This window comes from Vibrio sp. 10N.222.52.C3 (assembly GCF_041474195.1).
Lineage (GTDB): Bacteria > Pseudomonadota > Gammaproteobacteria > Enterobacterales > Vibrionaceae > Vibrio > Vibrio crassostreae_C.
In genome coordinates, this window is the sequence record NZ_JBFRTQ010000127.1 from 1 (window position 1) to 26837 (window position 26837).

Here is a 26837-nt window from a genome sequence, read left to right on the forward strand (position 1 = left end):
AGCGGATTCAACGCCAGAGTTTAGGTCTAATCCTAAGCAACCCAACTTAGCGGCTTGGTTAGCATTTTCTGGGTTTAGGCCACCCGCCAACATGATTGCGCTTTGGTTGTTGATTAGGTTCCAATCGAACACTTGGCCTGTGCCACCAGTTTGAGAACCCACTTTAGTATCTAGCAGGTGACGAGTCACGTTGCTTTCCAGTAATTCTGGTAGCGAGCTCTCAGCATCGGGAGAAACACCGTAAGCTTTCCAAATCTCAACGCTTTCAGGTAGTGACTGTTTTAGCTCATCGACAAACGCTTGAGACTCATCACCGTGCAATTGCACAGCGAACAGGCCTAGCTCAGAAACCGTTTTCGCAACGTCAGTAACGCTGTGGTTTTGGAACACACCCACGTAGTTCAAAGGTGCGCCGCTCATAGTCAAACGAGCCGCTTCGATATCCACATGACGCTTAGATGCTTCAACGAATATCAGACCACCGAATACCGCACCAGCTTGATAAGCCTTTGCTGCATCGTCAGAGTGAGTTAAACCACACACCTTGTTTTCACCCAGTGTTACTTTGCGTACCGCAAGCTCGAGGTTCTTCTCTGCCATTAGAGAGCTACCGATTAGGAAGCCATCTGCAAACGTTGAAAGGTCACGAACTTGTTGATGTGTGTAGATGCCAGACTCTGAAATCACAACTGCGTTTGGAGCCAGTTCGCGAATCAGCGGCGCCAACTCTTTAGTACGGTTCAAATCAGTCGAAAGGTCACGAAGATTACGGTTGTTAATGCCGATCACCTTAGCGTTTAGAGCGACTGCACGGTGAAGCTCTTCTTCGTTGCTGACTTCGGTCAATACACCCATGTTGAGTGAGTGAGCGACTTCCGCCAGCGCTTTGTACTCTTCGTCATCTAATACCGATAGCATTAGCAAGATAGCATCAGCTGAGTAATGACGAGCTAGATACACTTGGTAGGTATCAACCATGAAGTCTTTACACAGGATAGGCTGCTTAGCAATGCTGCGAACTTTAGGTAAAAACTCAAAGTCACCTTGGAAGTACTTCTCGTCTGTCAGCACAGAAATCGCGTTTGCGTGGTTGTTGTAAACAGAAGCAATGTAGTCGAGGTCAAACTCGTCACGGATTAAACCTTTTGACGGAGAGGCCTTTTTACATTCAGTGATGAAAACCGTTTGTTCTCCGCTCAGAGCGTCATAAAAGCTGCGGTCTGTTGCAGTTAGTGACGCTTTAAACTCGTCTAATGGTTGAGTCTGCTTACGTGCTTCAACCCATTGGTATTTATCACGAACGATTTTTGCTAATACTTCCGCCATTTCAGCTTCTTTGACTGAAACGTGGGTCGACAGTTTATCGGTAGTCTGTGTCATGTTCTTTGTCTCAATTCGTCGTTCGTTAGGCGTGTGCAGCAAGCTTATGTACAAGCTCGTACGCTTTGCCAGAGTTCATCGCGTCAATCGCTTGCTGAGCGTTGGCTTTTAGGTCTTCGTGACCAAATAGACGCATCAGCAGAGCTACGTTGACTGCCACTGCGCCAACTTGAGCATCAGTGCCTTTACCCGTCAGGATATCAGTTGTGATGGCTTTGTTCTCTTCTGGCTCGCCGCCCTTAATCGCTTCAAGAGGGTGAGTGTTCAAACCAAAGTCAGCCGGAGTCACTGTGTACTCGTGAATCTTGCCATCTTTAATCTCAGCAACGATAGTCTCGCCGTGAATCGCTACTTCATCTAGGCCGCTACCGTGCACAACAGCTGCACGCTTCATGCCCATTTGCAGCATGGTTTCTGCGATAGGGCGTACCAGCTCTTTGTTGTAAACACCCATTAGCTCGATGTTAGGGCGAGCAGGGTTAATCAGTGGGCCAAGAATATTGAAGATAGTGCGCGTTTTCATTGTTTGACGAACCGGCATCGCGTGACGTACACCAACGTGATATTGCGGAGCAAATAGGAATGCTACGCCAAGTTCATCAACAGCCGTACGTGTGTCTTCAGCTGTCATCGCTAGGTTAATACCGAACGAATCCAGTAGGTCAGAAGAGCCTGATTTGCTCGATACGCTGCGGTTACCGTGCTTCGCGACTTTTAAGCCACACGCTGCGGCAACAAATGCAGAAGTCGTCGAGATATTGATGGTGTTGTGACCGTCGCCACCTGTACCTACGATGTCTGCGAAATCGTAATCAGGGCGCGGGAACGGGTTTGCATTCGCAAGTAGTGCTTTTGCTGCGCCTGCAATTTCATCGGGCGTTTCGCCTTTGATTTTCAGTGCAGTTAGCGCAGAAGCCATCAAGATTGGGTCTAGTTCACCCTTGATGATCACATCAAACAATTGTTGGCTTTCTTCTTGAGTAAGAGACTGCTGTTCGTAAAGTTTATTAATCTGTTCCATGATCGTTTCCTATTTTCCAGTCTTTTCAAGGCGAAGAGGTTTCTCAAGAGCCCATTCGATAGCGTTTGCTAGAAGCGTTGCACCGTAGGTCGTCATAATTGATTCAGGGTGGAATTGGAATCCACACACCTTGTCTTGTTCTTGAACCACAGACATCACCAAATCATCTACTTCAGCGGTCACCGTTAGGCTATCAGATACATGCGTTGCCACTAAAGAGTGGTAGCGAGCGATAGCCAATGGCGAAGGTAAGCCTTGGTAAGTCGCATGGTTTTGGTGTTCCATCATCGACACCTTACCATGAATGATTTCGCCAGCGCCTGCAACGGTGCCGCCATAGGCTTCAACAATCGCTTGGTGGCCTAAGCAAATACCAATCATTGGCACTTTACCTTTTAGAAGCTGAATCAGCTCTGGCATACAGCCCGCATCTGCTGGAGCGCCAGGGCCTGGTGAAAGCAGTGCAACAGGGTTGTCTAGTTCGTTGATCGCCGCTTCAACTACTTTTGCAGGAATGTTGTTACGGTAAATTTTTACGCTGTGACCTAATGAACGAAATTGGTCTACAAGGTTGTAAGTGAACGAGTCGAAGTTATCGATGAATACAATATCAGCCATGATTACGACTCCTTCTTGTTTGATGTGTTCTGATTTACTGCAGCGCTTTTAGTGTGTGCAGCTTGAATCGCTGAGATAACCGCTTGTGCCTTGCCGCGAGTTTCATCGGCTTCTGCTTGTGGGTCTGAGTCAAATACGACCCCAGCGCCTGCTTGTACTTGTGCCACGCCATCTTCAACGTAAGCAGAGCGAATTACGATACAAGTATCTAGAGTCCCTTCACCAGTTAGATAACCGACTGCACCACCGTAGCTACCACGACGCGTTTTTTCTACGTCTCGAATAAGCTGCATTGCGCGGATTTTTGGTGCGCCCGTTAGCGTGCCCATGTTCATACAAGCTTGGTAAGCGTGCAGAGCATCTAAGTCTTCACGGAGCTGACCAACAACACGAGAAACCAAGTGCATTACATGGCTGTAGCGGTCTACTTTCAGTAAGTCTGCTACGTGGCGAGTGCCAGCTTCAGCAATACGTGCCACATCGTTACGTGCTAGGTCGACTAGCATCATGTGCTCGGCGTTTTCTTTTTTGTCGGTACGCAGTTCAAGTTCGATACGGCTGTCTAGGTCGAAATCGATTTGACCGTCTGGGCGCTTACCACGACGACGAGTACCAGCAATCGGGTAGATCTCGATTTGGTTGGTTTCTGTCTCGTATTTCAGAGCGCTTTCTGGAGAAGCACCGAACAGAGTAAACAACTCGTCTTGCATGTAGAACATGTAAGGGCTTGGGTTACTTTGTTTGAGTTCTTTATAAGCAGCCAGTGGAGCAGGGCAAGGAAGCGTGAAGCGGCGTGATGGTACGACTTGGAACACATCGCCTTTTACTACGTACTCTTTTAGGTCACGAACCGTTTGGCAGAAGTCTTCATCTGAAACGCTTGGTACTGCTTCAACGTTGTCTAACGGCGTAACTTCCGTGATGGCTTTCAGTGACTGACATTGTGTTTGAATGTCGGCTAGACGGTCAGTTAATTGCGCTTTGATGTTGTCATCTTGAGCAAATAAGCTCGCGTGAAGTAGGCCTTCGTTCTCTTGGTGATCGAAACGCAATAGTGTTTCAGCTACGTAGAATACAAAGTCAGGACAATTGTTGGTTGCTTCAGCATCACCTAGTGGCTCAAAGTTTGCCACGATGTCGTAAGCGAATAAGCCCGCCATGAATAATGCGTGTTTGTTATCCGCGTCTTGCTCAAAGCTGTGCTGAACCAAACGCAGTGCATCGAATGAAGAGGCTTCTCTTAAACGTGAGTCTTCGTCTAATTCGTTGCTTGGTTCGATAAAAGTCAGCGTCAAAACGTTATCAGTAAGGTCAGATTTAATTTCTGCTTTCACGTTTTGAGTGAGATGTTCGATAAGCGCTTGACCGTTTTCAGTCAATGCTTGAAAGGTTACTTCATGTCCGCGACATACGATGCGAACAGCAGAGTCGATAAGGAGTAGGCTTGTCAGGTTCTGTTTAGATTCAATCTCGGCAGATTCCAACAAAAGACTATCAGTTTTGTTTTCACACAAAGTATGAAAAACGCTGGTTGGATCTTGCGAGTAAGGAACTGAGGAATTGATGACCTCAATGGTTCCCAGCTTTTTGATTTCAATGGCCTTGTTCACAAGACCTCCTTTATGATTCTTTAAATTTCCTGCCGTACATAGTCGCATAAAGATACCTTTCACCCAATCTAGAATATGGTCAATTCGATGATTTGTTAGTCAGTTGAATGTGAGATGTTCGACAAATTAAAAAGCCCGCTATTAAAGCGGGCTTAGTGATAACTTTTTTATAAACAAACTGTTTAATTAGAAGTACACGTTAGCCCACCAAGAACTTGTCCAAGTGCGCCACCAATTAAGCTCTGAACTTGCTTCTACTGAAGAAAGTTCTAAAACTTTATCTTTATGGTTTTGGTTAAATTCTTGTAACATGGTGAACCTATCAAATGTGATACTCCGTATTTGTGTACTAGTTAACTAGTTTTCTGCTTGCGGGTCAAGTGTGTTGACACAAATATAACGATAAAAATTGAAAACAATGAAAAAGAATATATGAGAATTGATCTACATAGTCATACAACAGCCTCAGATGGCCGACTTACTCCACCTGAGCTAATTGACCGAGCGCTTGGCTTTAACATCGAAGCGCTAGCGATTACAGATCATGACACGACTGATGGGCTTGCTGAAGCACGCAGCTACATTGCGGATAACAACCTTCCTATTCAGTTGATAAACGGCATTGAGATTTCGACTGTTTGGCAAAACAAAGATATCCATATTGTTGGGTTAAACGTTGATCCTGAGTCACCAGAACTCAAAGCGCTCATTGAACAACAGAAGCAACACCGTATTGGGCGTGCTGAGATGATCGCTCACCGTCTTGAGAAAGCGACTCGTGAAGGGGTGTTAGAAGAAGTTAAATTGATTGCGGGTGATGCACCAATCACTCGCGCTCACTTTGCTAAGTGGCTAGTCGACAATGGCTATGCGAAAACTATGCAGCAGGTGTTTAAAAAGTTTCTTACTCGTAATAACCCAGGTTATGTGCCGCCAACTTGGTGTTCAATGAGTGATGCTGTCACGGCTATTCATGCTGCTGGTGGACAAGCCGTACTCGCTCACCCTGGGCGATATGGACTTACAGCCAAGTGGGTTAAGCGCCTGCTAGCGGCATTTGTTGAAGCGAAAGGGGATGCGATGGAAGTAGCTCAACCTCAGCAAGCGCAACAAGAAAGACGCACACTCGCGGATTATGCTATACAATACAAACTATTAGCCTCCCAAGGCAGTGATTTCCATTACCCATCTCCGTGGATGGAACTTGGACGCAATCTCTGGCTACCTTCTGGGGTCGAAGAAGTATGGAAAGATTGGGAGTTTCAAACGGTTTCACCATCTGAATAGTCTTTAGGTGAGCCAGCTCCTTCTGATGATAGAGTCGAGAGATTCGATAACGAGGATCAACAATGAGCCAGTTTTTTTATGTACACCCAGATAACCCACAAGCACGCTTAATTACTCAAGCGGTTGCGATTATTCGCAATGGCGGCGTTGTGGTTTATCCAACAGATTCCGGTTATGCGCTGGGCTGTCAGCTTGAAAACAAACAAGCACTTGAACGTATCTGTAAAATTCGTCGCATCGATGACAAGCACAATTTCACCTTGTTATGCCGTGATCTTTCTGAGTTATCACTGTATGCACGCGTTGATAACGTGGCTTTCCGTCTGCTGAAAGCACACACGCCAGGTGCTTACACGTTTATCTTTAAAGCAACTAAAGAAGTGCCAAAGCGTTTGATGAACGCCAAGCGTAAAACGATTGGTATTCGTGTCCCAGACAACAAGATTGCACTCGACCTGCTGGAAGCGATGGGCGAACCACTGATGTCGACGTCTCTGATTCTTCCGGGTAACGAGACTACGGAGTCGGATCCAGAAGAAATTCGTGACAGCCTAGAGCATGCGGTTGATGTGATTTTGAATGGCGGTTACTTAGGTGAGCAACCGACGACGGTTATTGACTTCAGTGACGATGATGCCGTGGTTCTACGTCGTGGTGCTGGCGATCCTGCGCCGTTTGAATAATCGCTTTACTGATTAACAGTCTGTAACGATACAGCAAACCTGCCACAGTAAATAACAAGTGCTTTTTGGCAGGTTATTTGCGATAATACGCAACCGCGATTTGGTCGCGAAAAATTCATTCGACGTCTGTGAAGACGACAATTAGGTAGAAAAGAGTAAATGAGCGAAAAATTACAGAAGGTTTTAGCGCGAGCTGGTCACGGTTCTCGTCGTGAACTAGAAGGTTTAATCAAATCTGGTCGTGTAAGTGTTAACGGTCAAGTTGCGAAACTGGGCGAGCGTCTTGAAGACGAGAACTCAGTGATCCGTATCGATGGCCATACTGTTTCAGGCAAGGCTTCTGAAGAAGTGGTTTGTCGTGTACTTGCTTACTACAAACCTGAAGGTGAGCTTTGTACTCGTCACGATCCTGAAGGCCGCCGTACTGTTTTCGATCGTCTACCTAAGATCCGTGGTTCTCGTTGGATTTCAGTTGGTCGTCTTGATGCAAACACATCAGGCCTTTTGCTTTTCACTACTGATGGTGAGCTTGCAAACCGTCTAATGCACCCAAGCCGTCAGGTTGAACGTGAGTACCTAGTACGTGTATTCGGTGAAGTGACTGAGCAGAAAGTTAAAAACGTTACTCGTGGCGTACAACTAGAAGACGGCATGGCTCGTTTTGAAGATGTGGTTTACGCTGGTGGTGAAGGTATGAACCATACTTTCTATGTAGCGATTAACGAAGGTCGTAACCGTGAAGTTCGTCGTCTTTGGGAATCACAAGAAACAACAGTAAGCCGCCTGAAACGTGTACGTTACGGTGATATCTACCTTGATAAGAAACTGCCTCGTGGCGGTTGGAAAGAGCTAGATCTTCAAGAAGTTAACTACTTGCGTGAGCTTGTTGAGCTTAAGCCTGAGAAAGAGACACTGTTGGATCTTGATCCTTCAAACACTTCTCGTAAGCGTGAGCGTTCTCGTAGCCAAAAAATTCGTCGCGCTGTTAAGCGTCACGAAGAGCGTGCAAACGCACCAAAAGGCCGTAGCAACCAAACTAAGCGTAAGAAGCCTGCAACTCGCGGTACTACAACACCTGATTCAGGTCGTAGCGCTCCAGCTGCAAACAAAGGCAAACCTCAGGCTAACAAAAGTAAGCCTAAACTGAACAACGGTCGTCCGGCTAAACCAGCTAAGCCAAGAACACGTCAGTAATTACGTAATTTATTGCGCGTAAAGCTTCATTAGCTAAAAGCACTGAATACTAAAAAACCTGCTCATTGAGCAGGTTTTTTTACGTCTAGAAGAAATAAAAGATTCGGGATGCGAGTAATCGAGTATCGAAAACATACTGCCATAATCGGCAGTAAGCATGCTCTTCGCATCTCTTATCTCGTTCTATTTACTTATGATTCGAGAAGTTATCGCCTTTCGCTAATCGGTCGTAAAGCACTACATTCACTGATGCTGCTAGGTTCATGCAGCCGTTGGTCGGAACGTAAATCGTCTCACGACAGAAATCTGTGATCTCTTTCTTTAGCGTGCCATCTTCTGGGCCAAAAATGTAAAACGCGCGTGGTGGGTGCTTGTAATCAGGTAGAGGCTTAGCACCTTCAATCAGATCAACAGCAACCGGCACGCAGCCTACTGGAATAATATCTTTCAGCTCTTCAACACCAATCAAAGGCAGGGCTAAGTGCTTTTCTTTGGTGTCGGTATGGAATTTTCGCGCATGGTCGTAGCGTGTGCCAGTGTAAAACACAGAGTTGGCGCCGTAGCAGCCAGCAGCTCGCATTACAGAGCCTACGTTTTCAGGCGTCTTTGGGTTAACTAGGCCAATGCAGGCATAGCCTTTTGATTGTGTGTCTGTTTTTGCTTTGGTCATAATCAGTGAATCTAACGTTGATGATGAAAGTGAGTAATCATGATGAGAAATGGCGTGATAAAAATAGCCGAGCAATGGGCTCGGCTAACTTTTAACTCGCTTACATGAATACTTGTTTACTCATGCTGATGAGCGTCAACAGCGGTATTAGTCACGTTTCCACAGCATGTGACAGAACTTATGTTCTGGATCACGGCTGATTAACATGCGAGCAAATACGTCGTCTAGAACGTCATCAGCTTCATTCACAAGACCAATGCGCACTTCAGCGTAGATCTCTTTGTCGACTTCAAAGCCAACATGTTCAACCCAATCATCGCCAGTTTCAACAAGCTCTGCTGCGCCACGATCTTCAAACTGAGCAGTGAAAAGAATCACGTCTGCAGGCTCTAGGTTGTCAGGTGCCATCTCTAGGAAGATGTCGTATGCAGTGTCAATTGCGTCGTCATAAGACATTAGGTCGTTAGCTTCGGTCATAATAAGTATCTTAGCTTGCGCGGTTCATGTATTTACGTTCAGCAGTGTTTACTACTACTTTGTCGCCAGTCGCGATGTATTCAGGTACTTGAATAGTAAGACCTGTAGAAAGACGAGCAGGCTTAGTACGAGCAGACGCTGATGCACCTTTGATTGAAGGATCAGTCTCTTCGATAACTAGTTCAACAGATGTTGGTAGCTCAAGCGTTGCAGCGTTGCCGTCGATAAGGATCGCGTACATGCCTTGAGTTTCTTCGTTGATGAACAGTAGTTCGTCTTCGATAGTCTCACCGTTGAAGATGAATTGTGTGTAATCTTCGTTGTCCATGAAGATGTACTCGTTGCCATCAACGTAAGAGAACATTACTGCACGCTTAGTTACGTCAATAGTTTCAACAATTTCGTCAGCCTTGTGGCGAACTTCAGTTTTAACGCCAGTTGCTACATCGTTACCACGGAAGCGGTAAATCTTTTGGCCGCCACGGCCGCCTGGTGTTGTTACTTCGATATCTTTAACGATCACTGTTTTGCTTTCTACTGTGATAGCAAAACCTTTTTTAATTTCACTTGCTCTAGGCATTTTGTGTTTGTCCTTAGTGGGTCTATCCGCTGATTATATCTCGGAGATGCTATAAATAGGAATAGCTTGAATCATAAAGTCACCTAGGCGATCATAGAGTTATAGTTAAATCATTATTTTATTTACCGAAACGACCTATGCAGCTACCCGTTATTGACCCAACACAGCCTTTTCAACCTGAATTTCAACCTGTGGTTAACGATCTGATTACCTTTCTAAAAGGTGGGTTAGGATCTAATCTGCACAGTATTTATATTTATGGCAGTGTGGCTCGTAAGCAAGCCGTCTTCGGTCGCTCCAATCTAGATGTGGTTGTGGTGACCCATCGACCGTTTCCTGACCAACGAACCACTTTGTTGAACACCATCAAATGGCGTTTCCAAAAGAGCTTCCCGCAGGTAACTCAAGTGGCGATAAAAACTACCTTAGTGAGTGAGATAGTCGATTTCGACAATATCTTCACTTGGGGTTTTATGCTCAAGCATTTAGCCGTGTGTGTGCATGGTGAAGACTTATCAGACTGCTATGGTGATTTTGAAACAAGTTGGGAAATCGCTAAGCACTGGAATATGGATGCGGAAAACTGGTTGGCGGTGTATCGCAACAAGATCGCACGAGCGACAACGCCAGAACAACAAGTCGCTGCGCAGGTGATTATTGCCAAGAAGCTTCTACGGGCGAGTTACTCACTGGTGATGTACCGCGATAAATATTGGTACGATGATCCTGTTGAATGTGGCCAACAGTTCTTGAAGTATCACCCAGATCGAGAAGTCGAAATCCAAAGGTTGGGCATTTTACTTTCTGGTCGACCAATCCCTAAACGTTCGGTGATCGGTATTCTTGATGGCTTTGGTGAGTGGTTGATTAAGCAGTATCAGAAAACCGAGTTCAGAATCGGATAGAGATTTATAACCGATCCATTGATACTAAAAAGCAGAGTGTGCTGAAGAACATATCTCTGCTTTTTTCGTTTTAAGAGGCATATTGAATATAGTGCTAGAACAAACCCAACTGCTGCCCACTAACTCTTTCAAAGTCTAAACCGATGAAGGGCAGTATTGCCTCTGCGACCGGTTTAATCTGCTTGTCGATATAGTGCTGATAATCGATACCACTCTTTAAATACTCCTTGGGCTCAGGGCCACTCAGAGTAATCAAATACTCAATGCGTCCTTTATTTTGGTATTGAAGAGGGCGCCCTAACTGAGCATTGATCTCATCGGCCATACGAGCTGCGCGAACCTGCGGCGGAATGTTCTTTTGGTATTCATGTAATTTGCGGCGTAAGCGCTTTTGATACACCAATAAATCATCATGTTTGCCAGCAGAGGTTTCATCAACAAACTGTCTGACGTAGTCGGTTGGATCTTGATCGTGAAACACCATCTCATACAAGGTTTGTTGGAATTGCTGTGCGAGAGGTGTCCAATCGGTGCGTGCACTCTCAAGCCCTTTAAATATGATCTTTTCTTTATCGCCTTGAGTGATTAATCCGGCATAACGTTTCTTCGAGCCGGTTTCTGAACCTCTAATGGTCGGCATTAGAAACTTGCGATAGTGAGTCTCGTATTCCAATTCGAGTATTGAGGTTAGGTTGTGGGTCTCTTTTAAGTGATTCGTCCACCAATCGTTGATGTAAGCGACCAGTGTGTTCCCGATCTCGTCTGCTTTTTGCTGATCATAACTGCCGTTCAGAGACACGAAGGTTGAATCGGTATCGCCGTAAATCACTTGATAGCCTTTGTCTTCGATCAGAACCTTGGTTTGCTTCATGATCTCATGTCCACGCATGGTAATTGAAGACGCTAACCGGGTATCGAAGAAACGACAACCAGACGAACCTAACACACCATAGAATGAGTTCATGATGATCTTAATCGCCTGAGAGAACGCTTTCTCGTTCTTCTTCTTCGCCACATCACGTGCAGCCCAAAGGTTTTCGATCATCTCGGGCAAGAAGTGTTTAGAGCGGTGGAATTGCCCACCTCGAAAGCCATCAACGGCTTGGTTTTCTGCTGGGCCTAGTTCAAGCTTCAACCCTTCAATTAGTCCCATAGGGTCAATCAGAAACGAGCGAATGATCGATGGATACAGGCTCTTAAAATCGAGTACCAAAACCGAGTCGTACAGATTGGGAATTGAATCCATCACATAACCGCCGGGGCTCGCAATCCAATTCTCTGGCTCTAAGTTCGGTGCGACATAACCCGCTCTGTGGATTTGAGGCAGATATAAGTTAGTAAAGGCCGCAACAGAGCCACCAACGCGATCCAGCTCAACACCGGTTAATCGAGAGCGCTCAATCGCGAAGTCGAGTAGGTGGGTATGTTCGAAGATTCGGTTTACCAACACACAGTCTTGAAGGTTGTACTTAGCGAGTGAAGGCTTATCGAACTTAAACATCCGGTTAATCTCATCCATGCGGTCATGAACGTTGTGGATGTCTTTGCCTTCACCAAGTAACTCTTGCGATACGGACTCCAGTGACCAAGACCGGAAGTGGTAGGTTGCCGTTTTAAGCATATCGATACCATCCAAGACAACGCGCCCTGGGATAGTGATAAACCCCTGCTGATTCTGTGCAGAGCTACGGAAAAAGCTTGGTTGATTGTCTCTACCGATATTTAGCTTTACTTCGTTCCATTCTGAACGTTTGTGCAGCAGCCTAAAATCGAAGTCGATAACATTCCAGCCAATGATGATGTCAGGATCAAATTCAGAGAACCAAGCTATCATGGCTTCAAGTAGCGCTTTCTCGTTGGCAACCCATTGGATATTGGTTTCAGCTTGTTGTGCTTCGCCGACCATGATTACTTGGCTGTCCATCGGGCTGTCTAGGCCAATTGAATAAAGCACGCCTTTTTCCGAACACTCAATATCAAGCGAGACCACAGATAGACTGGGTAAGTAATCACCTGCTCGGCATTTTGCGTTTGAGACTCGACGATGCTGATTTTTTTGCACAGCAGATCCGGTGAACTCAATACTTCCCTTGATAAAACGTTCCATCAAGAATCGATCGGCGAGTCGAATATCGCTTTCAAAGGTTTGGATTTCTTCGTTGTGAAAGGCTTGCGCTAAACCAAAGCTGCTTCTCGACAGTGAGGTGTAACACGCGGCGAGAGGTGTTTGCTCGAATGTGGCTAATTCTAGAGGCTTAAATTGGCAATCGATCGACTCTTTCGCTGCGATTGCCTGACATGCCTCAACGTCAGATTGAGCGACAAAAAATACCGGTTTTTCATTTTGAATCGTCAGCAGAGTAGGGCCTTGAGGGGTGCTTAACCACAAGTCGATTTGTGTGCGCCCTGAAAAATCTCTTGCTTGTCTTGTGAGTACAAAGCCTTGCTGAATATCCAATGTAGTAACCTATTGAAATGGGGAATCGAATACTACCATCTAGCGACCCTCTGCGCACAAAAGGCAGTAAAAATACTAACTAAATTCTAGTTAGTAGAGGCAAATAACGGGACTCTATAAGCAAATAAGTGAAATTGTCGCGAATGGTTATTCAATGGTATTGAAAATATCTTTATCTTATGTAATTTTATTGGGTGTTGTTTTAACTGGTTGATTTTTAGAAAAAGCTTGTTGTTTTAGTTAGCTTATTTGTTAATAAGTACTTGCTAAAGTTCGTGTTTCAGCACATATTCAACAGAGCTTTTTTTTAGTAATTAAGTTAAGATGTACTCAATGCTGCGATCCACTGTTCCTTTGTTCAATTGTTTCAAACAGATGAAATGACACAGTGGTTGCAGAGCCAATTAATAGTGTGGAGATACAAGTTTGATAAATGTTTTCCTTGTAGATGATCACGAGCTGGTTCGCACAGGGATACGACGTATTATTGAAGACGTCCGTGGAATGAACGTAGCAGGGGAAGCTGAAAGCGGTGAAGATGCTGCAAAATGGTGTCGTACTAACAATACTGACGTTATTTTGATGGATATGAATATGCCTGGTATTGGTGGCTTAGAAGCAACCAAGAAGATCTTGCGTTTCAACCCTGATGTTAAAATCATCGTTTTAACTGTTCATACGGAAAATCCGTTTCCAACTAAAGTGATGCAAGCTGGAGCTGCTGGTTACCTTACTAAAGGGGCAGGTCCGGATGAAATGGTAAATGCAATTCGAGTGGTTAATAGTGGCCAACGATACATTTCACCAGAAATTGCGCAGCAGATGGCTTTGAGCCAATTCTCGCCTGCGTCTGAAAATCCATTCGCAGACTTATCTGAACGTGAACTTCAAATCATGATGATGATTACCAAAGGTCAGAAAGTGACGGATATTTCAGAACAACTCAATCTAAGTCCTAAAACAGTCAACAGTTACCGCTACCGCTTGTTCAGTAAGCTGGATATCAGTGGCGATGTAGAGCTGACGCATTTAGCGATTAGACATGGAATGTTAGACACTGAGACCCTTTAACACTGAGATCGTATAGTGACCAACTTGTTTGACTCAGTCTCATTCCTCAAGACAGTAACAGAGCAGCCCGGCGTTTATCGAATGTATAACGCCGAGGCTGCCGTTATTTACGTCGGTAAAGCTAAGAACCTCAAAAAACGCCTTTCCAGTTATTTCCGTAAAAAAGTCGACAGTGAAAAAACACGCGCTCTAGTTAGTAATATTGACAAGATCGATGTCACTGTAACGCACACGGAAACAGAAGCGCTCATTCTTGAGCACAACTACATCAAGCAGTACTTGCCTAAATACAACGTACTTTTGCGTGATGATAAGTCGTACCCTTATATTTTTATTAGCGGTCACAAGCATCCTCGTTTGTCGATGCACCGTGGTGCTAAGAAGAAAAAGGGCGAATACTTTGGTCCTTACCCTGATTCCGGCGCTGTGCGTGAGACGCTACACCTAATCCAAAAGATTTTCCCTGCCCGCCAGTGTGAAGATACGGTTTATGCCAATAGAACGCGCCCGTGTTTGATGTATCAGATTGGTCGTTGTGCTGCGCCATGTGTTAGCTCAATCATCTCTGATGAAGAGTACAGTGAACTTATCGACTACGTTCGTCTGTTCCTGCAAGGGAAAGACAAATTAGTCCTTGAGACGCTCATCGACAAAATGGACAAGGCAAGCCGTGAGCTTCGTTTTGAACAAGCTGCCGCTTTCCGTGATCAAATCCAAGCGATTCGACGTGTGCAAGAACAACAATACGTATCTGACGATTCAATGGAAGATATGGACGTGTTGGGATTTGCTCAAGAGAATGGCGTAGCGTGTATTCATATCTTGATGATTCGCCAAGGCAAGGTTTTAGGCAGTAGAAGCCATTTCCCTAAAATTCCCAACAATACGGTGCGAGAAGAGGTCTTTTCGAGCTTTTTAAGCCAATACTATCTTGCGCATAGTGAAGCGAGAACCATCCCAACCCGTTTGATTCTCAATGCCGATTTGATGGAAGATGTCACACCGATTCAAGAAGCCTTGTGTGAAGTAGCGGGTCGTAAGATTCACTTCAATACCAACCCTTCAGGTACTCGAGGTCGTTACCTTAAATTGTCTAATACCAATGCATTGACGGCTATTACCACCAAGATTAATCACAAGATGACGATTAATCAGCGCTTCAAAGAGCTCCAAGAAGTGCTGTCGATGGATGCTATCAAGCGCATGGAATGTTTTGATATCAGTCATACCATGGGTGAAAGCACGATTGCGTCGTGTGTGGTGTTCAATCAAGAAGGCCCGGTTAAACCAGAGTACCGTCGTTACAACATCACCGGCATTACAGGTGGCGATGATTATGCAGCGATGGCTCAGGCGCTTGAGAGACGTTATTCGAAGCAACTCGATGTCGACAAGATCCCAGACATCATCTTTATCGATGGTGGTAAAGGTCAGCTAAACCGCGCTCATGAGATCATTTCTCAATATTGGGGTGATTGGCCGTTTAGACCAAGAATGATGGGTATTGCGAAAGGCGTGACGCGTAAACCGGGTTTAGAAACTTTGGTAACCCTTGAAGGTGAAGAGTTTAATTTACCTAGCGATGCACCAGCGCTGCATCTTATCCAGCACATTCGTGATGAGAGCCATAATCATGCGATTGCAGGGCACAGGGCGAAACGTGGTAAAACGCGCAGAACCAGTGCTTTGGAAGGAATTGAAGGGGTAGGACCTAAACGTCGTCAAGCTTTGCTGAAATATATGGGTGGCTTACAAGAACTTAAGCGTGCAACTGTCGAAGAAATAGCCAAAGTGCCGGGCATTAGTCATTCTTTGGCAGAAAACATTTATCAAGCATTGAAACAATAGTAAAAATCCCGCACCATTAAAGCGCAATTAATAAGAGCCCAATAATATGCGTTTGAATATACCTAACATTTTGTCCTTACTGAGACTATTTTTGATCCCAGTATTCGTTGTCGTTTTCTATCTACCTTATCAATGGGCTCCTTTCGCTGCTGCGATGGTGTTTTGGGTAGCCGGTTTCACTGATTGGCTAGATGGCATGCTAGCTCGTAAGTTAGGGCAAACGTCTCGCTTCGGTGCCTTCATTGACCCTGTGGCTGACAAAGTGTTGGTCGCTACGGCTCTTATCCTGATTACAGAGCATTACCACTCTATTTGGATAACTATTCCAGCCGTGACCATGATTGCTCGTGAGATCATCATTTCAGCGCTTCGTGAATGGATGGCTGAAATCGGTAAACGCGCAAGTGTTGCGGTATCTTGGGTTGGTAAAGTCAAAACGGTTTCTCAGATGTTCGCTCTTTGGGTACTTATCTGGAGATACGACGACTGGATGGTGTGGGTAGGTTACATTGCATTGTATGTCGCCACCGTTCTTACTTATTGGTCAATGGCACAATACTTGATGGCTGCCAAAGACGATTTGTTAGACGAAAAACATCATTGATGAAGAAGCGAGCTGAGGCTCGCTTTTTTGATCTTTAACCTAAGGTTAAGTTATCAATAGTGGATATCTAATGTGATATAGATCTCCTTTGAATAACCCGCTCACAGTGTGTTTTGAACATAAAGTCAGCTATTTGGCCTGTTTCGTATGAAATCTATTCAAACGAATTAAAAATACAAAAATAATATTGACTCAATCGTCTGAATCCGTAGAATGCATCCCGTACCCAAGAGGATGGCAATGAGCGATTCGATTGGAGTTACTAAGGCGCCTTGGCAGAGTGGCTATGCAGCGGATTGCAAATCCGTGGACCTCGGTTCGACTCCGGGAGGCGCCTCCATTCTCTCTTTCTTCTAGAAAGAATTTGAATGAAAATGCGATACTAGCTCAGTTGGTAGAGCGCAACCTTGCCAAGGTTGAGGTCATCGGTTCGAACCCGATGTATCGCTCCAAATTTTGTAATGTTGATTGGCGTCAGCATTAAGATGGTGTTTTACTTTTCAGTAATCGGCATCGCAATAAAGAATTGCGTGCCCTGGTGGTGGAATTGGTAGACACAAGGGATTTAAAATCCCTCGGCGTTCGCGCTGTGCCGGTTCAAGTCCGGCCCGGGGCACCATCTATTAAAGTCTTTATCTCGATAAAGCAAATGCGATACTAGCTCAGTTGGTAGAGCGCAACCTTGCCAAGGTTGAGGTCATCGGTTCGAACCCGATGTATCGCTCCAAATTAAGAAGCCCGAACAGAAATGTTCGGGCTTTTTGGTTTCTGACGTTTAGCTTTTACGTTTAAGAACTCTTCTTGTTCGAATCCGCACTCAACATTCATTTCTATCTCTGTTTCAAATTTTGCAATCAAGTTAGTTTTTAAATGCGAGATCCCCTATGAACTCGTTCCTCGTACCAGGGAATGATGTAAAGGCGGCACAGCCTCAAGCCATCACTAACACCGCCTATATACCTGTGTCGTCATCCTCGGGCATGAGGAACGAATGAACCGGAGACCTCTTTCTTAAACGATATTGCTGACGATATTTTCAGCAATTGCTTAGCCACCACTGCTATTTATCAGGCTATTATTAAAAACTATTGATCGTTCATTTCACTTTATGTTACTTTCCCGCGCAATCTCGGAATGAAAATGTTCAAGAAGAGCAACGATTGCTTCTGGGGGATACGCGTAGTGACCATTCTTGCTGATTGGGACATTACGTAGGGTAGGTATTGGCTAGTCCTTTAGCTGATAGACGGGATACTTATGGCGCAGTTCGTCATGTTAATGGGAAACCCAACATTGAACACACTAATTACAACATTGCTAATCAGCTCTGCATTTCCAAAGGGACCAGCTCCTCATAGCTGCCCGATCCTGCAAAAATGTCCAATTCTTCAAAACAGTAGCATTACTGAACCTTGAGCTCACGCTAACAATTTATCGCTGTCTTAAGACGGCTTAATTTCGTATTCGTCATTTGACTTATGCGAGCGTACAGCTATATCTCATTTCTAGACAATACGTGTACTTCACTATGAACTCTCTCCAAATTTAACGAGAGTTGGTGGGTAATTGCGTCTGATGGAGGTGAGTATGAACACATTCAAGGGGACTTTTATGACTACCGCCTTTGAAGTCGATATCAATACTATCGCAAATTCATTTTCAACTATGGTTCCTATCTTAGAGGGAACGTACGACCTAACACCTGACGCTATTTTGCTAGAGCAAGAACAGCATGAGTCGGATGTTCGCTCTTACCCAAGACGCCTGCCTATTGCTATTAAACGAGCATGTGGCGCTTTAGTTGAAGATACTCGTGGCCAACTCTTTCTCGATTGCTTAGCCGGTGCAGGTACACTTTCTCTGGGTTACAACCACCCTGAGATTAACCAAGCACTTAAAGACCAACTCGATTCTGGTTTGCCATACCAAACACTTGATATCACGACTCAAGCAAAAGAGACGTTTATCAAGCGAGTTAAAGCTTTTCTTCCTCAAGACTTTTCAAATAACTCGGTTCTTCAATTCTGTGGCCCATCTGGCGCTGACGCTGTGGAAGCGGCGATCAAGCTCGCCAAGCAAACCACAGGTCGCAACACCATGTTTGCTTTCCGTGGTGCTTACCATGGTATGACGAACGGCACCATGGGTATGATGGGTAACCTCGGCACTAAAGAGCGTCGTAGCGGCTTGATGTCTGATGTGCACTTCATGCCTTTCCCATACAACCTACGCTGCCCGTTTGGTATTGGTGGTGAAGCGGGTGCTAACGCGAGCATTCGTTACATCGAACGTATGTTGAATGATGACGAGTCTGGCATCATGAAACCGGCGGCGATGATCGTTGAGCCTGTGCAAGGTGAGGGCGGTGTGATTCCTGCTCCAGCATCTTGGTTACAAGGCCTACGTCGCATCTGTGATGAGCACGGCATCCTACTGATTTTTGATGAGATTCAGTGTGGTGTGGGCAAAACTGGCCATCGATTTGCGTTTGAAGAGTCTGGTGTTAATCCAGATATCTTATGTTTATCTAAAGCGATTGGTGGCGGACTGCCTATGTCGCTGCTTGTGTTCGATAAGAGCATTGATACATGGAAAGCGGGTGAGCACACCGGTACATTCCGTGGTAACCAATTAGCAATGGTCTCTGGCGCTAAGGCGTTGGAGATCATCGAACGAGATGGCTTAGTTGAGCACGCGAACATCGCAGGCCAATATTTACGTCACGGGCTTGAGAAGATTCAATCACGCGTTAGCTGTATTGCTGAAGTTCGTGGTAAAGGCCTGATGCTCGGTGCTGAGATCAAACAACCAAATGGTGAGCTTAACAAGTTTGGCGAACCACAATCAGACGGCGAACTAACCCTAGCGATTCAACGAGCAGCGTTAGAGCGTGGCTTGATGGTTGAAAAGGGTGGTCGTGATGGCTCGGTAATTCGTTTCCTTCCGCCAATGATTATCTCTTTTGAGCAGATTGACTTTGCACTCCGCGTAATGGAAGAAGCGATCATCGCAGCTGGTGGTGGCTTACAACAAGACCCAGCTTCAAGCGAACAAGCAAACCAAGAATGGAACAAGCATTTCATCCATACAGGTTTAGGCGGTAGCGACGAATTTGCTAACGTGATGAACCAAACCACTCAAGCGATGAAAGCGGTTTTTGAACAGGTTGAAACCCCTTATTCGGGTTTAGATCCAAAAGTGCTAGAAGCAGCTATCAATGCTGTCGACCTTGATAACAATCAACACGCTTTGGTTGATGTTGTAGATAGTACTGCAGACCTTGTCGCTGCAAACTCCATCTTCGTGCAACACCCAGATTGCATTGCACACCTTCACACTCCTCCTCTTATGGCTTCGGTAGCAGCGGAATCGATTATCGCGGCGTTGAATCAATCAATGGATTCATGGGACCAAGCATCGGCTGCGACTTATGTTGAGCAGCGCGTTGTGGATTGGATGTGTGACAAATACCAACTTGGCGCACAAGCTGACGGTGTTTTCACTAGCGGAGGCACGCAAAGTAACCTAATGGGTTTATTTCTTGCGAGAGACTGGGTTGCGGATAAGCACAATGGTCATTCTATCCAAAAGCTTGGCTTACCAGAATACGCGAGCAAACTGCGTATCTTATGTTCAAAGAAATCTCACTTCACGGTTCAAAAGTCAGCCTCTCTACTAGGGCTAGGCGAAGCGGCAGTGTGCTGTGTTGATACCAATGCAAACGGCACTATCAAGCCTGACTTGCTAGACGCAGAAGTGAAAGCACTGAAAGCACAAGGTCTGATTCCTTTTGCTGTGATTGGTACTGCGGGCACAACCGATCATGGTGCTATCGATGACCTTGATGCGATTGCAGAAATCGCAAGTCAGCAAGATCTTTGGTTCCATGTCGACAGTGCATACGGTGGCGCACTTATTTTAAGTAGCCATAAAGCTCGTCTACAAGGCATCGAAAAAGCAGACTCAGTGAGCGTCGATTTCCACAAATTGTTCTATCAAACAATCAGCTGTGGTGCGGTGTTGCTCAAAGACAAAGCGAACTTTAAGTACCTTCTACATCACGCAGATTACCTAAACCGCGAACACGATGAACTGCCAAATCTAGTCGATAAGTCTATTGCGACCACCAAGCGTTTCGATGCATTGAAAGTCTTCATGACGATGCAAAGCGTTGGACCAAAGCAGTTGGGTGATATGTACGACCATCTTCTTGAGCAAACGCTAGAAGTGGCAGACCTGATTCAAAACCAAGCTGACTTAGAGCTACTCGCAGAGCCGTCACTATCAACAGTGCTGTTCCGATCTAAGCCGTCAGCAAACGGCGAGCTAGATTTAGACAAATTGAATCAAACGCTAAGACTGGAAGCGCTGACTCGTGGTGTTGCAGTACTCGGTGAAACGGTCGTGGATGGTAAGAGTGCGCTTAAATTCACTATCTTGAATCCGTGCCTAAAGACATCAGATTTCAAATCTCTAATTAACAAAATTCAAACTCTAGCCACTGAGCTAGCAGAACAACAAGGGTAATTAATACTATGGCTATTCTACAAATTGGTGCAGGCGGCGTTGGTTGGGTTGTTGCACACAAAGCAGCACAAAATAACGAAGTACTGGGTGATATCACAATCGCTTCTCGCACAATCGCGAAGTGTGAAAAAATCATCGAATCTATCAAGGGCAAAAACAACCTTAAAGATTCAACTAAGAAACTAGAAGCACGTTCAGTAGACGCTGATGATGTTGATGCGCTTGTTGCTTTGATTAAAGAAGTTCAGCCGGATCTAGTGATCAACGCTGGTCCTCCTTGGGTAAACATGGCAATCATGGAAGCATGTTACCAATCTAAAGTTTCTTATTTAGATACATCGGTAGCGGTTGACCTATGTTCTGAAGGCCAACAAGTACCACAAGCTTACGATTGGCAGTGGGGCTACCGTGAGAAGTTCGCTGAAGCAGGCATCACAGGTATTCTTGGTGCTGGTTTCGATCCAGGTGTGGTATCAATCTTTGCTGCATACGCGGTTAAGCACTTGTTCGATGAGATTGACTCAATTGATGTAATGGATGTGAATGCTGGTGACCACGGCAAGAAGTTTGCGACAAACTTTGACCCAGAAACCAACATGCTTGAGATCCAAGGCGATTCTTTCTACTGGGAAAATGAAGAGTGGAAACAAGTACCTTGTCACTCTCGTATGCTTGAGTTTGAATTCCCGAACTGTGGTTCTCACAAAGTTTACTCAATGGCGCACGATGAAGTTCGTTCAATGAAAGAGTTCATCCCAGCTAAGCGTATCGAATTTTGGATGGGCTTTGGTGATGCATACTTGAACTACTTCAACTGCATGCGTGATATCGGTCTTCTTAGCCCAGATCCGCTAACACTGCACGATGGTACTGTGGTTCAGCCTCTGCATGTTCTTAAAGCACTACTACCGGATCCAACATCTCTAGCTCCGGGTTACACTGGTTTAACGTGTATCGGTACTTGGGTTCAAGGTAAGAAAGATGGTAAAGAGCGTAGCGTATTCATCTACAATAACGCAGACCACGAAGTGGCTTACGAAGACGTAGAGCACCAAGCGATCTCTTACACAACTGGTGTTCCAGCGATTACCGCTGCACTTCAGTTCTTCCGTGGCGAATGGGCTGATAAAGGCGTGTTCAACATGGAACAGCTAAATCCAGATCCGTTCCTAGCAACTATGCCGGAAATTGGTCTAGATTGGCATGTTCAAGAGCTTGAAGCAGGCCAAGGTCTTCCAGTGATTCATGAGCTGAAAAAATAAGAACTGATTTCTTGTTTTGATTGCTAATTAAAGGGGACATGGATTGTTCCCTTTTCGATGATGATAGCCTTGAAGCTTTGGTATCATTTATTTTGATTTTGTAACTCACTGTGCTCGGACAGGACAAAATCAAAATAAATCACACCAAAATTGTTAATTTACCTTTCCATCTATAGATGCTGCTTGAGTGTTTACAAAAATGACGTTTAAGAAAGAAGAACTAAAAACCCCATATTTCATGATCAACGAAGACAAGTTGATTGCGAACTTAGAAAAAGCCAAGCAACTGAAAGAGATTTCAGGTGTGAAATTGGTACTTGCGCTTAAGTGCTTCTCGACTTGGGGCGTGTTTGACATCATCAAACCGTACCTAGACGGTACTACTAGTTCTGGCCCTTATGAAGTGAAATTAGGTCACGAAACTTTTGGCGGTGAAACTCATGCTTACAGTGTGGGCTACAGTGAAGATGACGTGAGAGAGGTTGCTGACATCTGCGACAAGATGATCTTCAACTCTCAAAGCCAACTTGCTGCTTACCGTCATATTGTTGAAGGTAAAGCTTCACTGGGTTTACGTTTAAATCCGGGCGTGAGCTACGCAGGGCAAGACTTGGCGAATCCAGCACGTCAATTCTCGCGTTTGGGCGTGCAAGCTGACCACATCAAACCAGAAATTTTCGATGAGATTAATGGTGTGATGTTCCACATGAACTGTGAGAACAAAGACGTCGATGCGTTTATCGGCCTGCTTGATTCAATCTCAGAACAGTTTGGTGAGCACTTAGATAAGTTGGACTGGGTGAGCATGGGCGGAGGTGTGTTCTTCACATGGCCTGGCTATGACATCGAAAAACTCGGTCTTGCGCTGAAAGCCTTCTCTGAAAAGCACGGTGTGCAGATGTATCTTGAGCCGGGTGAAGCGATCATCACTAAAACAACCGACCTAGTTGTGACAGTGGTCGATATTGTTGAGAACGTGAAGAAAACAGCGATTGTGGATTCAGCGACTGAGGCGCACCGCCTTGACACGCTTATCTACAATGAGCCCGCATCAGTATTGGAAGCATCAGAAACAGGCAGCCATGACTACGTGATTGGTTCGTGTTCATGTCTTGCGGGCGATCAGTTCTGCGAAGCGAGCTTTGATGAGCCACTTAAGATTGGTCAAAAGCTGCATCTGTTAGACAGCGCGGGTTACACAATGGTGAAATTGAACTGGTTCAATGGCCTTAAAATGCCTTCAATCTACTGTGAACGTAGCAGTGGTGAAGTTCAGAAGCTAAATGAATTCGGCTATGAAGACTTCAAACGCTCATTATCACAATGGTCAGTTAAGTAACTGAATCACAAGTTCAGAGCAATACAAAGAGCAGCTAATGAGCTGCTCTTTTTTGTTCTTTAATTTTGTTTATTTAGCTTTCAATCATCACACGAGTATCTTCACTGAGCGTTTCGAGTTCATTAACTACGTCGTCGATCTGTACTTCGATTGGCAGCTTAACGGCGATTTTTGATGTGAATAGACTTGAGCTAACACCGCCGCCACCAGCGATAAAGACGCGGTGACAATCCATATCGAGAATACTGATTCCTTGTCTATCCAATACATGAGTCACTTCGTTGACGATACCTGCTCGGTCGTTAGAGTCGAGTCTCAAGTGATGGACCGTGTCTTGAACATTGTGTGTATGATCGGAATCGACAAACTGCACGATGAGATCTGGATTGGCGCTGAACGCTTCTTTTACAATCGATTCGTTGATGGCTGGAAGTTGAACCTTTAGTACGCCTGCGACTTGGTCTTCAATAAAGTTCACTTTACTGATGAGCCATTTGCCGTCGTTTTCGTGAGTAACCGCAGCAAGCTGTTTGATTGTTGCTGGTGATGCTTTTCCGATAAAGTTTACGATAAATGTACTGTTCATATCAGCCCCCAAGGTTTCAATTATTCTTTGCTAATTAAATGTTTGATATCACGCGATAAAGTTCTTTAATTTCAGTGTAGAAGGTTACATCGAACAATGTTTGACCTAGGTCAATTTTTGAAACTAAGCTTCGATGCAAAAAAAGAGAATGAAGAGTAGGGCACAAAAAAAGCGGCTAGAGAGCCGCTTTTTAGAAGAGTTGTCACTGTGATTGATGATTCAGCAACTTATATTCAATAACTTATATTGAGTAGTACTAGAGACGAATTAGAACGTTACTTTGAAGTTCATACCAACAAACTGAGAGTCGTATGGTGCGCCAGCATCGTAAGCAAAACGTGCAGCGTCTTGGTTATCCCACCAAGGGTTAGTATTCAGGTTAACTTCTGCATCACCGCCCCATGCGTCACTTACCCAGTAGTGAATGTGTCCAACAGGGTTAAGGAAGAATAGCGACACATCACCCATGGTTTGAGAGCCCATCACTTCGCCACCTGAAGCAATGATATCCTGCTCTGCTTCTAGCATCATTTCACCGACAACCGCACCGAAGAAAGGTGTGATGAAGAGATCTTGCCATGAAGGTACTTCTGCAAACGCTTCTACGCCGTATTCCCAGAAGAACGTCGACATAGTCCAAGAGTATAAGAATGACTCAAACTCGTCGTAACCTGCGTGTCGAGCTGCGGTGTAGTAAACACCACCGAAATATGGGTGCATTACGTAGTTTAGGAAGTGTTCGTCACGGTCCCATGTTGGACCAGCAGAAACGTTATCTTTCCACTTTTTACCTAATGAGCTGATATCACGTTGGTCATCATCCCACTTAGTAATACTTTCAGGGAGCAGAGTCATTAGACCCACTGTCGCGACACTCAAGCCAAGAATGGTGTAGGTTTGACCCATTAGGTAATCCCAATCTTTCTCCTGACTCACCAACATGTGTTTTGGTTGTTGGATTGAGAAGTCGTACTCATCACTCAATTCGCTCAGTGCGTAATTGGTACTAGGCTTGTAGGTGTACAAGTTGTCATTAAAACAGTAATCTTGAGCACATTCATCCGAGTAAGAAAGGTTGATTGGCTGGTCGAAGTCGTATTGGCTTGCAACCGAGTTAACTGACATTAGCATTGAAAATGCGGCAGTAACCTTTGCTAGTAACGGTGATTTGGCCACAAGGGTCTCCATGAGAAAGTTTGGAATTGATCAGGATCACAATTATCTATTAAATGCCTGATTTAGGGAACTAATAATTTATAGCTTTTCCTAAGAAAACCTTAGGTTTAACATTATTAATATTAGTGAAAAGGCGAATTGCTCCAAATTCAACCATAGACCAGTTTGTAAATAATGCAGTGTCTTTTTATGACAACAAGGGATAGAAATATGACGAAAATCGCAATGTTAAGCACAGGTGAAGAAGTTCTTCATGGAGACATTGTAGATACAAACGCAGCTTGGATGTCTGCTGAGTTTTATCAGCATGGTTTTGCGCTTGCTAAGCGCTCAACTGTGGGTGATCAAATGAATGCTCTTGTTGAAGAATTGCTGATGCTGAGCTTTAACTATGATGTGGTTATCGTTAATGGTGGTTTAGGCCCGACAACCGATGATATGAGTGCTGCCGCCGCTGCAGCTGCTTCCGAGCAGAAACTCGTCATGTTCCCTGAATGGCTTGCTCGTATGGAAGAGATGTTCTCTGGACGTGGCATGCCAATGCCAGACAGCAACCTTAAACAAGCTTTGTTACCTGCGAGTTCAGAGATTGTCGATAACCCTGTGGGGACGGCTTGTGGCTTCAAACTGAAAATTAACGATGCGACTTTCTATTTCACGCCGGGTGTACCAAGTGAATTCAAGCGCATGGTGACGTTTGAGATTCTTCCTGACTTGTCGTGTACCTACCCTCAAGTGGTTGCCTCTGAATGCAGTCGACTGTTTACGTTTGGTTTGTCTGAGTCCGGTATCTCTGATGTTTTGGATCAACTAAAGCTGCCAGAAGGTTATGAACTTGGTTATCGCTCTTATCTGCCGTTCATTGAGGTCAAACTGTTTGGTCCTAAGGCAGACTTAGAAACTCGCGTTAAGCTTCTGCAGATGGTTTACAAGCTGCTAGAGAGTAATGTCGTTAGTGTTGATGAGCCGATGATTGACCATATTGGACACATCATGGCGGAAAAAAAGAAGACGTTATCTGTGTCTGAAGTGTCGACCAAAGGTTCACTGTCAGCGTGGCTGCAATTGAATGAGCAGATAGAAGATTGCTTCGGACACTCATGGGTGATGGCTGAGCCAAAAGAGAGCGAACTTGAAAAGAGCGATCCATTAGCCGCGACCTTTGCGCTGGCTGGAGCAACAAGAGATAAGTGCGGAACTGAATTGGCTTTGGTGACTGGTAAGCTGGAAGGCAACACATTCAGCGTTGCATTGTCGACTGAAGCAGGCGAGTGGGGGCAGGTACTTGAGTTTTATCGTCAGTACTCGCGTGAAGACCAACGCAACGTGATTAAGACCGTTGCCGCCGATATGCTGAGAAGGCATTTAGATAACAAACCGATGTTTGGTACTTATTCTTCGGTTAAGCGATTAAAAGACATGTTTATTCCAGCGGCTATCATTAAGTAGCTATGTAAGCTAACGATGTAAGCGAACTCGCTAAGTCTGTATTAAAAACGCTAGAAAAAACGAAATAAAAAGGCCCAACATCTAAATAGGTG

General features: G+C 45.0%; 22 protein-coding genes, 4 tRNA genes and 1 other annotated feature. Of the genes, 15 read left to right on the forward strand and 11 right to left on the reverse strand.

What is annotated here, in order from left to right; translation table 11 throughout:
* The 5 genes from trpCF to AB4517_RS18235 form a co-directional block, all read right to left on the reverse strand.
* The coding region (gene trpCF / locus AB4517_RS18215) for a bifunctional indole-3-glycerol-phosphate synthase TrpC/phosphoribosylanthranilate isomerase TrpF (protein ID WP_372149101.1) at window positions 1-1380 on the reverse strand (1380 nt) is incomplete at its 3' end.
* Between the two features lie 25 nt (window positions 1381-1405).
* Window positions 1406-2401, reverse strand: a complete 996-nt coding sequence (gene trpD, locus AB4517_RS18220) for an anthranilate phosphoribosyltransferase (protein ID WP_372149104.1) — start codon at window positions 2399-2401, stop codon at window positions 1406-1408.
* A 9-nt stretch (window positions 2402-2410) separates the two neighbouring features.
* On the reverse strand, window positions 2411-3019 hold the full coding sequence (locus AB4517_RS18225) for an aminodeoxychorismate/anthranilate synthase component II (RefSeq protein ID WP_017063544.1): 609 nt from the start codon (window positions 3017-3019) through the stop codon (window positions 2411-2413).
* A 2-nt stretch (window positions 3020-3021) separates the two neighbouring features.
* Entirely contained in the window at window positions 3022-4629 is a 1608-nt protein-coding gene (locus tag AB4517_RS18230; RefSeq protein WP_017070758.1) for an anthranilate synthase component 1, read from the reverse strand.
* A gap of 125 nt (window positions 4630-4754) precedes the next feature.
* Window positions 4755-4869: a sequence feature (Trp leader region), on the reverse strand.
* Window positions 4816-4941, reverse strand: a complete 126-nt coding sequence (locus AB4517_RS18235) for a trp operon leader peptide (RefSeq protein ID WP_009848753.1) — start codon at window positions 4939-4941, stop codon at window positions 4816-4818. Its footprint overlaps the feature before it by 54 nt.
* A 120-nt stretch (window positions 4942-5061) precedes the next feature.
* Here AB4517_RS18235 and rnm point away from each other — a divergent pair, with 120 nt between their 5' ends.
* The 3 genes from rnm (at window position 5062) to rluB (ending at window position 7793) form a co-directional block, all read left to right on the forward strand.
* Window positions 5062-5916 carry an RNase RNM gene (gene rnm / locus AB4517_RS18240; RefSeq protein WP_017061496.1) on the forward strand — a complete coding sequence of 285 codons (855 nt, stop codon included), beginning with the start codon at window positions 5062-5064 and terminating at the stop codon, window positions 5914-5916.
* A 62-nt stretch (window positions 5917-5978) separates the two neighbouring features.
* Window positions 5979-6599: an L-threonylcarbamoyladenylate synthase gene (locus AB4517_RS18245; RefSeq protein WP_009848751.1), complete on the forward strand. Its 621-nt coding sequence runs from the start codon at window positions 5979-5981 to the stop codon at window positions 6597-6599.
* Window positions 6600-6758: 159 nt separating this feature from the next.
* Window positions 6759-7793 carry a 23S rRNA pseudouridine(2605) synthase RluB gene (gene rluB, locus AB4517_RS18250; RefSeq protein WP_017055112.1) on the forward strand — a complete coding sequence of 345 codons (1035 nt, stop codon included), beginning with the start codon at window positions 6759-6761 and terminating at the stop codon, window positions 7791-7793.
* Window positions 7794-7980: 187 nt separating this feature from the next.
* On the opposite strand, the gene AB4517_RS18255 is transcribed toward rluB, so the two are convergent.
* From AB4517_RS18255 to yeiP, 3 genes are all read right to left on the reverse strand, one after another.
* Window positions 7981-8463, reverse strand: coding sequence for an RNA methyltransferase (locus AB4517_RS18255; RefSeq protein ID WP_017061495.1), 483 nt, complete (start codon window positions 8461-8463; stop codon window positions 7981-7983).
* A 147-nt stretch (window positions 8464-8610) separates the two neighbouring features.
* Window positions 8611-8940 carry an HI1450 family dsDNA-mimic protein gene (locus tag AB4517_RS18260; protein WP_004741258.1) on the reverse strand — a complete coding sequence of 110 codons (330 nt, stop codon included), beginning with the start codon at window positions 8938-8940 and terminating at the stop codon, window positions 8611-8613.
* Window positions 8941-8950: 10 nt separating this feature from the next.
* The gene (gene yeiP, locus AB4517_RS18265) at window positions 8951-9520 is read right to left on the reverse strand and encodes an elongation factor P-like protein YeiP (protein WP_017055115.1); all 570 of its coding nucleotides are present in this window, start codon (window positions 9518-9520) and stop codon (window positions 8951-8953) included.
* Window positions 9521-9657: 137 nt separating this feature from the next.
* Between yeiP and AB4517_RS18270 the strand changes: the two genes are divergently transcribed.
* A complete protein-coding gene (locus AB4517_RS18270) occupies window positions 9658-10425 on the forward strand; it encodes a hypothetical protein (protein WP_017061494.1) in 768 nt (255 codons plus the stop codon).
* A 94-nt stretch (window positions 10426-10519) separates the two neighbouring features.
* Here the strand turns inward: AB4517_RS18270 and AB4517_RS18275 are convergent, their stop codons facing one another.
* Complete coding sequence (locus tag AB4517_RS18275) at window positions 10520-12883, reverse strand: DNA polymerase II (protein ID WP_372149106.1); 2364 nt, start codon at window positions 12881-12883, stop codon at window positions 10520-10522.
* A gap of 426 nt (window positions 12884-13309) precedes the next feature.
* Here AB4517_RS18275 and uvrY point away from each other — a divergent pair, with 426 nt between their 5' ends.
* The 10 genes from uvrY to nspC all read left to right on the forward strand — a co-directional run bounded on the left by uvrY (window position 13310) and on the right by nspC (window position 23534).
* A complete protein-coding gene (gene uvrY / locus AB4517_RS18280; protein WP_004729778.1) occupies window positions 13310-13954 on the forward strand; it encodes a UvrY/SirA/GacA family response regulator transcription factor in 645 nt (214 codons plus the stop codon).
* A gap of 15 nt (window positions 13955-13969) precedes the next feature.
* Window positions 13970-15802 carry an excinuclease ABC subunit UvrC gene (gene uvrC, locus AB4517_RS18285; RefSeq protein ID WP_029235668.1) on the forward strand — a complete coding sequence of 611 codons (1833 nt, stop codon included), beginning with the start codon at window positions 13970-13972 and terminating at the stop codon, window positions 15800-15802.
* Window positions 15803-15848: 46 nt separating this feature from the next.
* Complete coding sequence (gene pgsA / locus AB4517_RS18290; RefSeq protein ID WP_017061490.1) at window positions 15849-16406, forward strand: CDP-diacylglycerol--glycerol-3-phosphate 3-phosphatidyltransferase; 558 nt, start codon at window positions 15849-15851, stop codon at window positions 16404-16406.
* Between the two features lie 266 nt (window positions 16407-16672).
* Window positions 16673-16746: transfer RNA gene (locus tag AB4517_RS18295), tRNA-Cys, on the forward strand.
* A gap of 36 nt (window positions 16747-16782) precedes the next feature.
* Window positions 16783-16858: transfer RNA gene (locus AB4517_RS18300), tRNA-Gly, on the forward strand.
* A gap of 80 nt (window positions 16859-16938) precedes the next feature.
* Window positions 16939-17025 (forward strand) — tRNA-Leu (locus tag AB4517_RS18305).
* A gap of 32 nt (window positions 17026-17057) precedes the next feature.
* A tRNA-Gly gene (locus AB4517_RS18310) sits at window positions 17058-17133 on the forward strand.
* Between the two features lie 860 nt (window positions 17134-17993).
* Window positions 17994-20933 (forward strand): pyridoxal phosphate-dependent class III aminotransferase, encoded by a 2940-nt coding sequence (locus AB4517_RS18315; RefSeq protein WP_372149109.1) that lies wholly within the window; start codon window positions 17994-17996, stop codon window positions 20931-20933.
* Between the two features lie 8 nt (window positions 20934-20941).
* Window positions 20942-22195 (forward strand): carboxynorspermidine synthase, encoded by a 1254-nt coding sequence (locus AB4517_RS18320; RefSeq protein WP_017061002.1) that lies wholly within the window; start codon window positions 20942-20944, stop codon window positions 22193-22195.
* A 199-nt stretch (window positions 22196-22394) separates the two neighbouring features.
* Entirely contained in the window at window positions 22395-23534 is a 1140-nt protein-coding gene (gene nspC / locus AB4517_RS18325; protein ID WP_017063550.1) for a carboxynorspermidine decarboxylase, read from the forward strand.
* A 73-nt stretch (window positions 23535-23607) separates the two neighbouring features.
* On the opposite strand, the gene AB4517_RS18330 is transcribed toward nspC, so the two are convergent.
* Window positions 23608-24120, reverse strand: coding sequence for a glycine cleavage system protein R (locus tag AB4517_RS18330; RefSeq protein WP_017061000.1), 513 nt, complete (start codon window positions 24118-24120; stop codon window positions 23608-23610).
* Between the two features lie 267 nt (window positions 24121-24387).
* On the reverse strand, window positions 24388-25296 hold the full coding sequence (locus AB4517_RS18335) for a DUF3943 domain-containing protein (protein ID WP_372149111.1): 909 nt from the start codon (window positions 25294-25296) through the stop codon (window positions 24388-24390).
* A 210-nt stretch (window positions 25297-25506) separates the two neighbouring features.
* Here AB4517_RS18335 and AB4517_RS18340 point away from each other — a divergent pair, with 210 nt between their 5' ends.
* Complete coding sequence (locus AB4517_RS18340; RefSeq protein WP_017069172.1) at window positions 25507-26745, forward strand: CinA family nicotinamide mononucleotide deamidase-related protein; 1239 nt, start codon at window positions 25507-25509, stop codon at window positions 26743-26745.
* The last annotated feature ends 92 nt before the right edge of the window (window positions 26746-26837 follow it).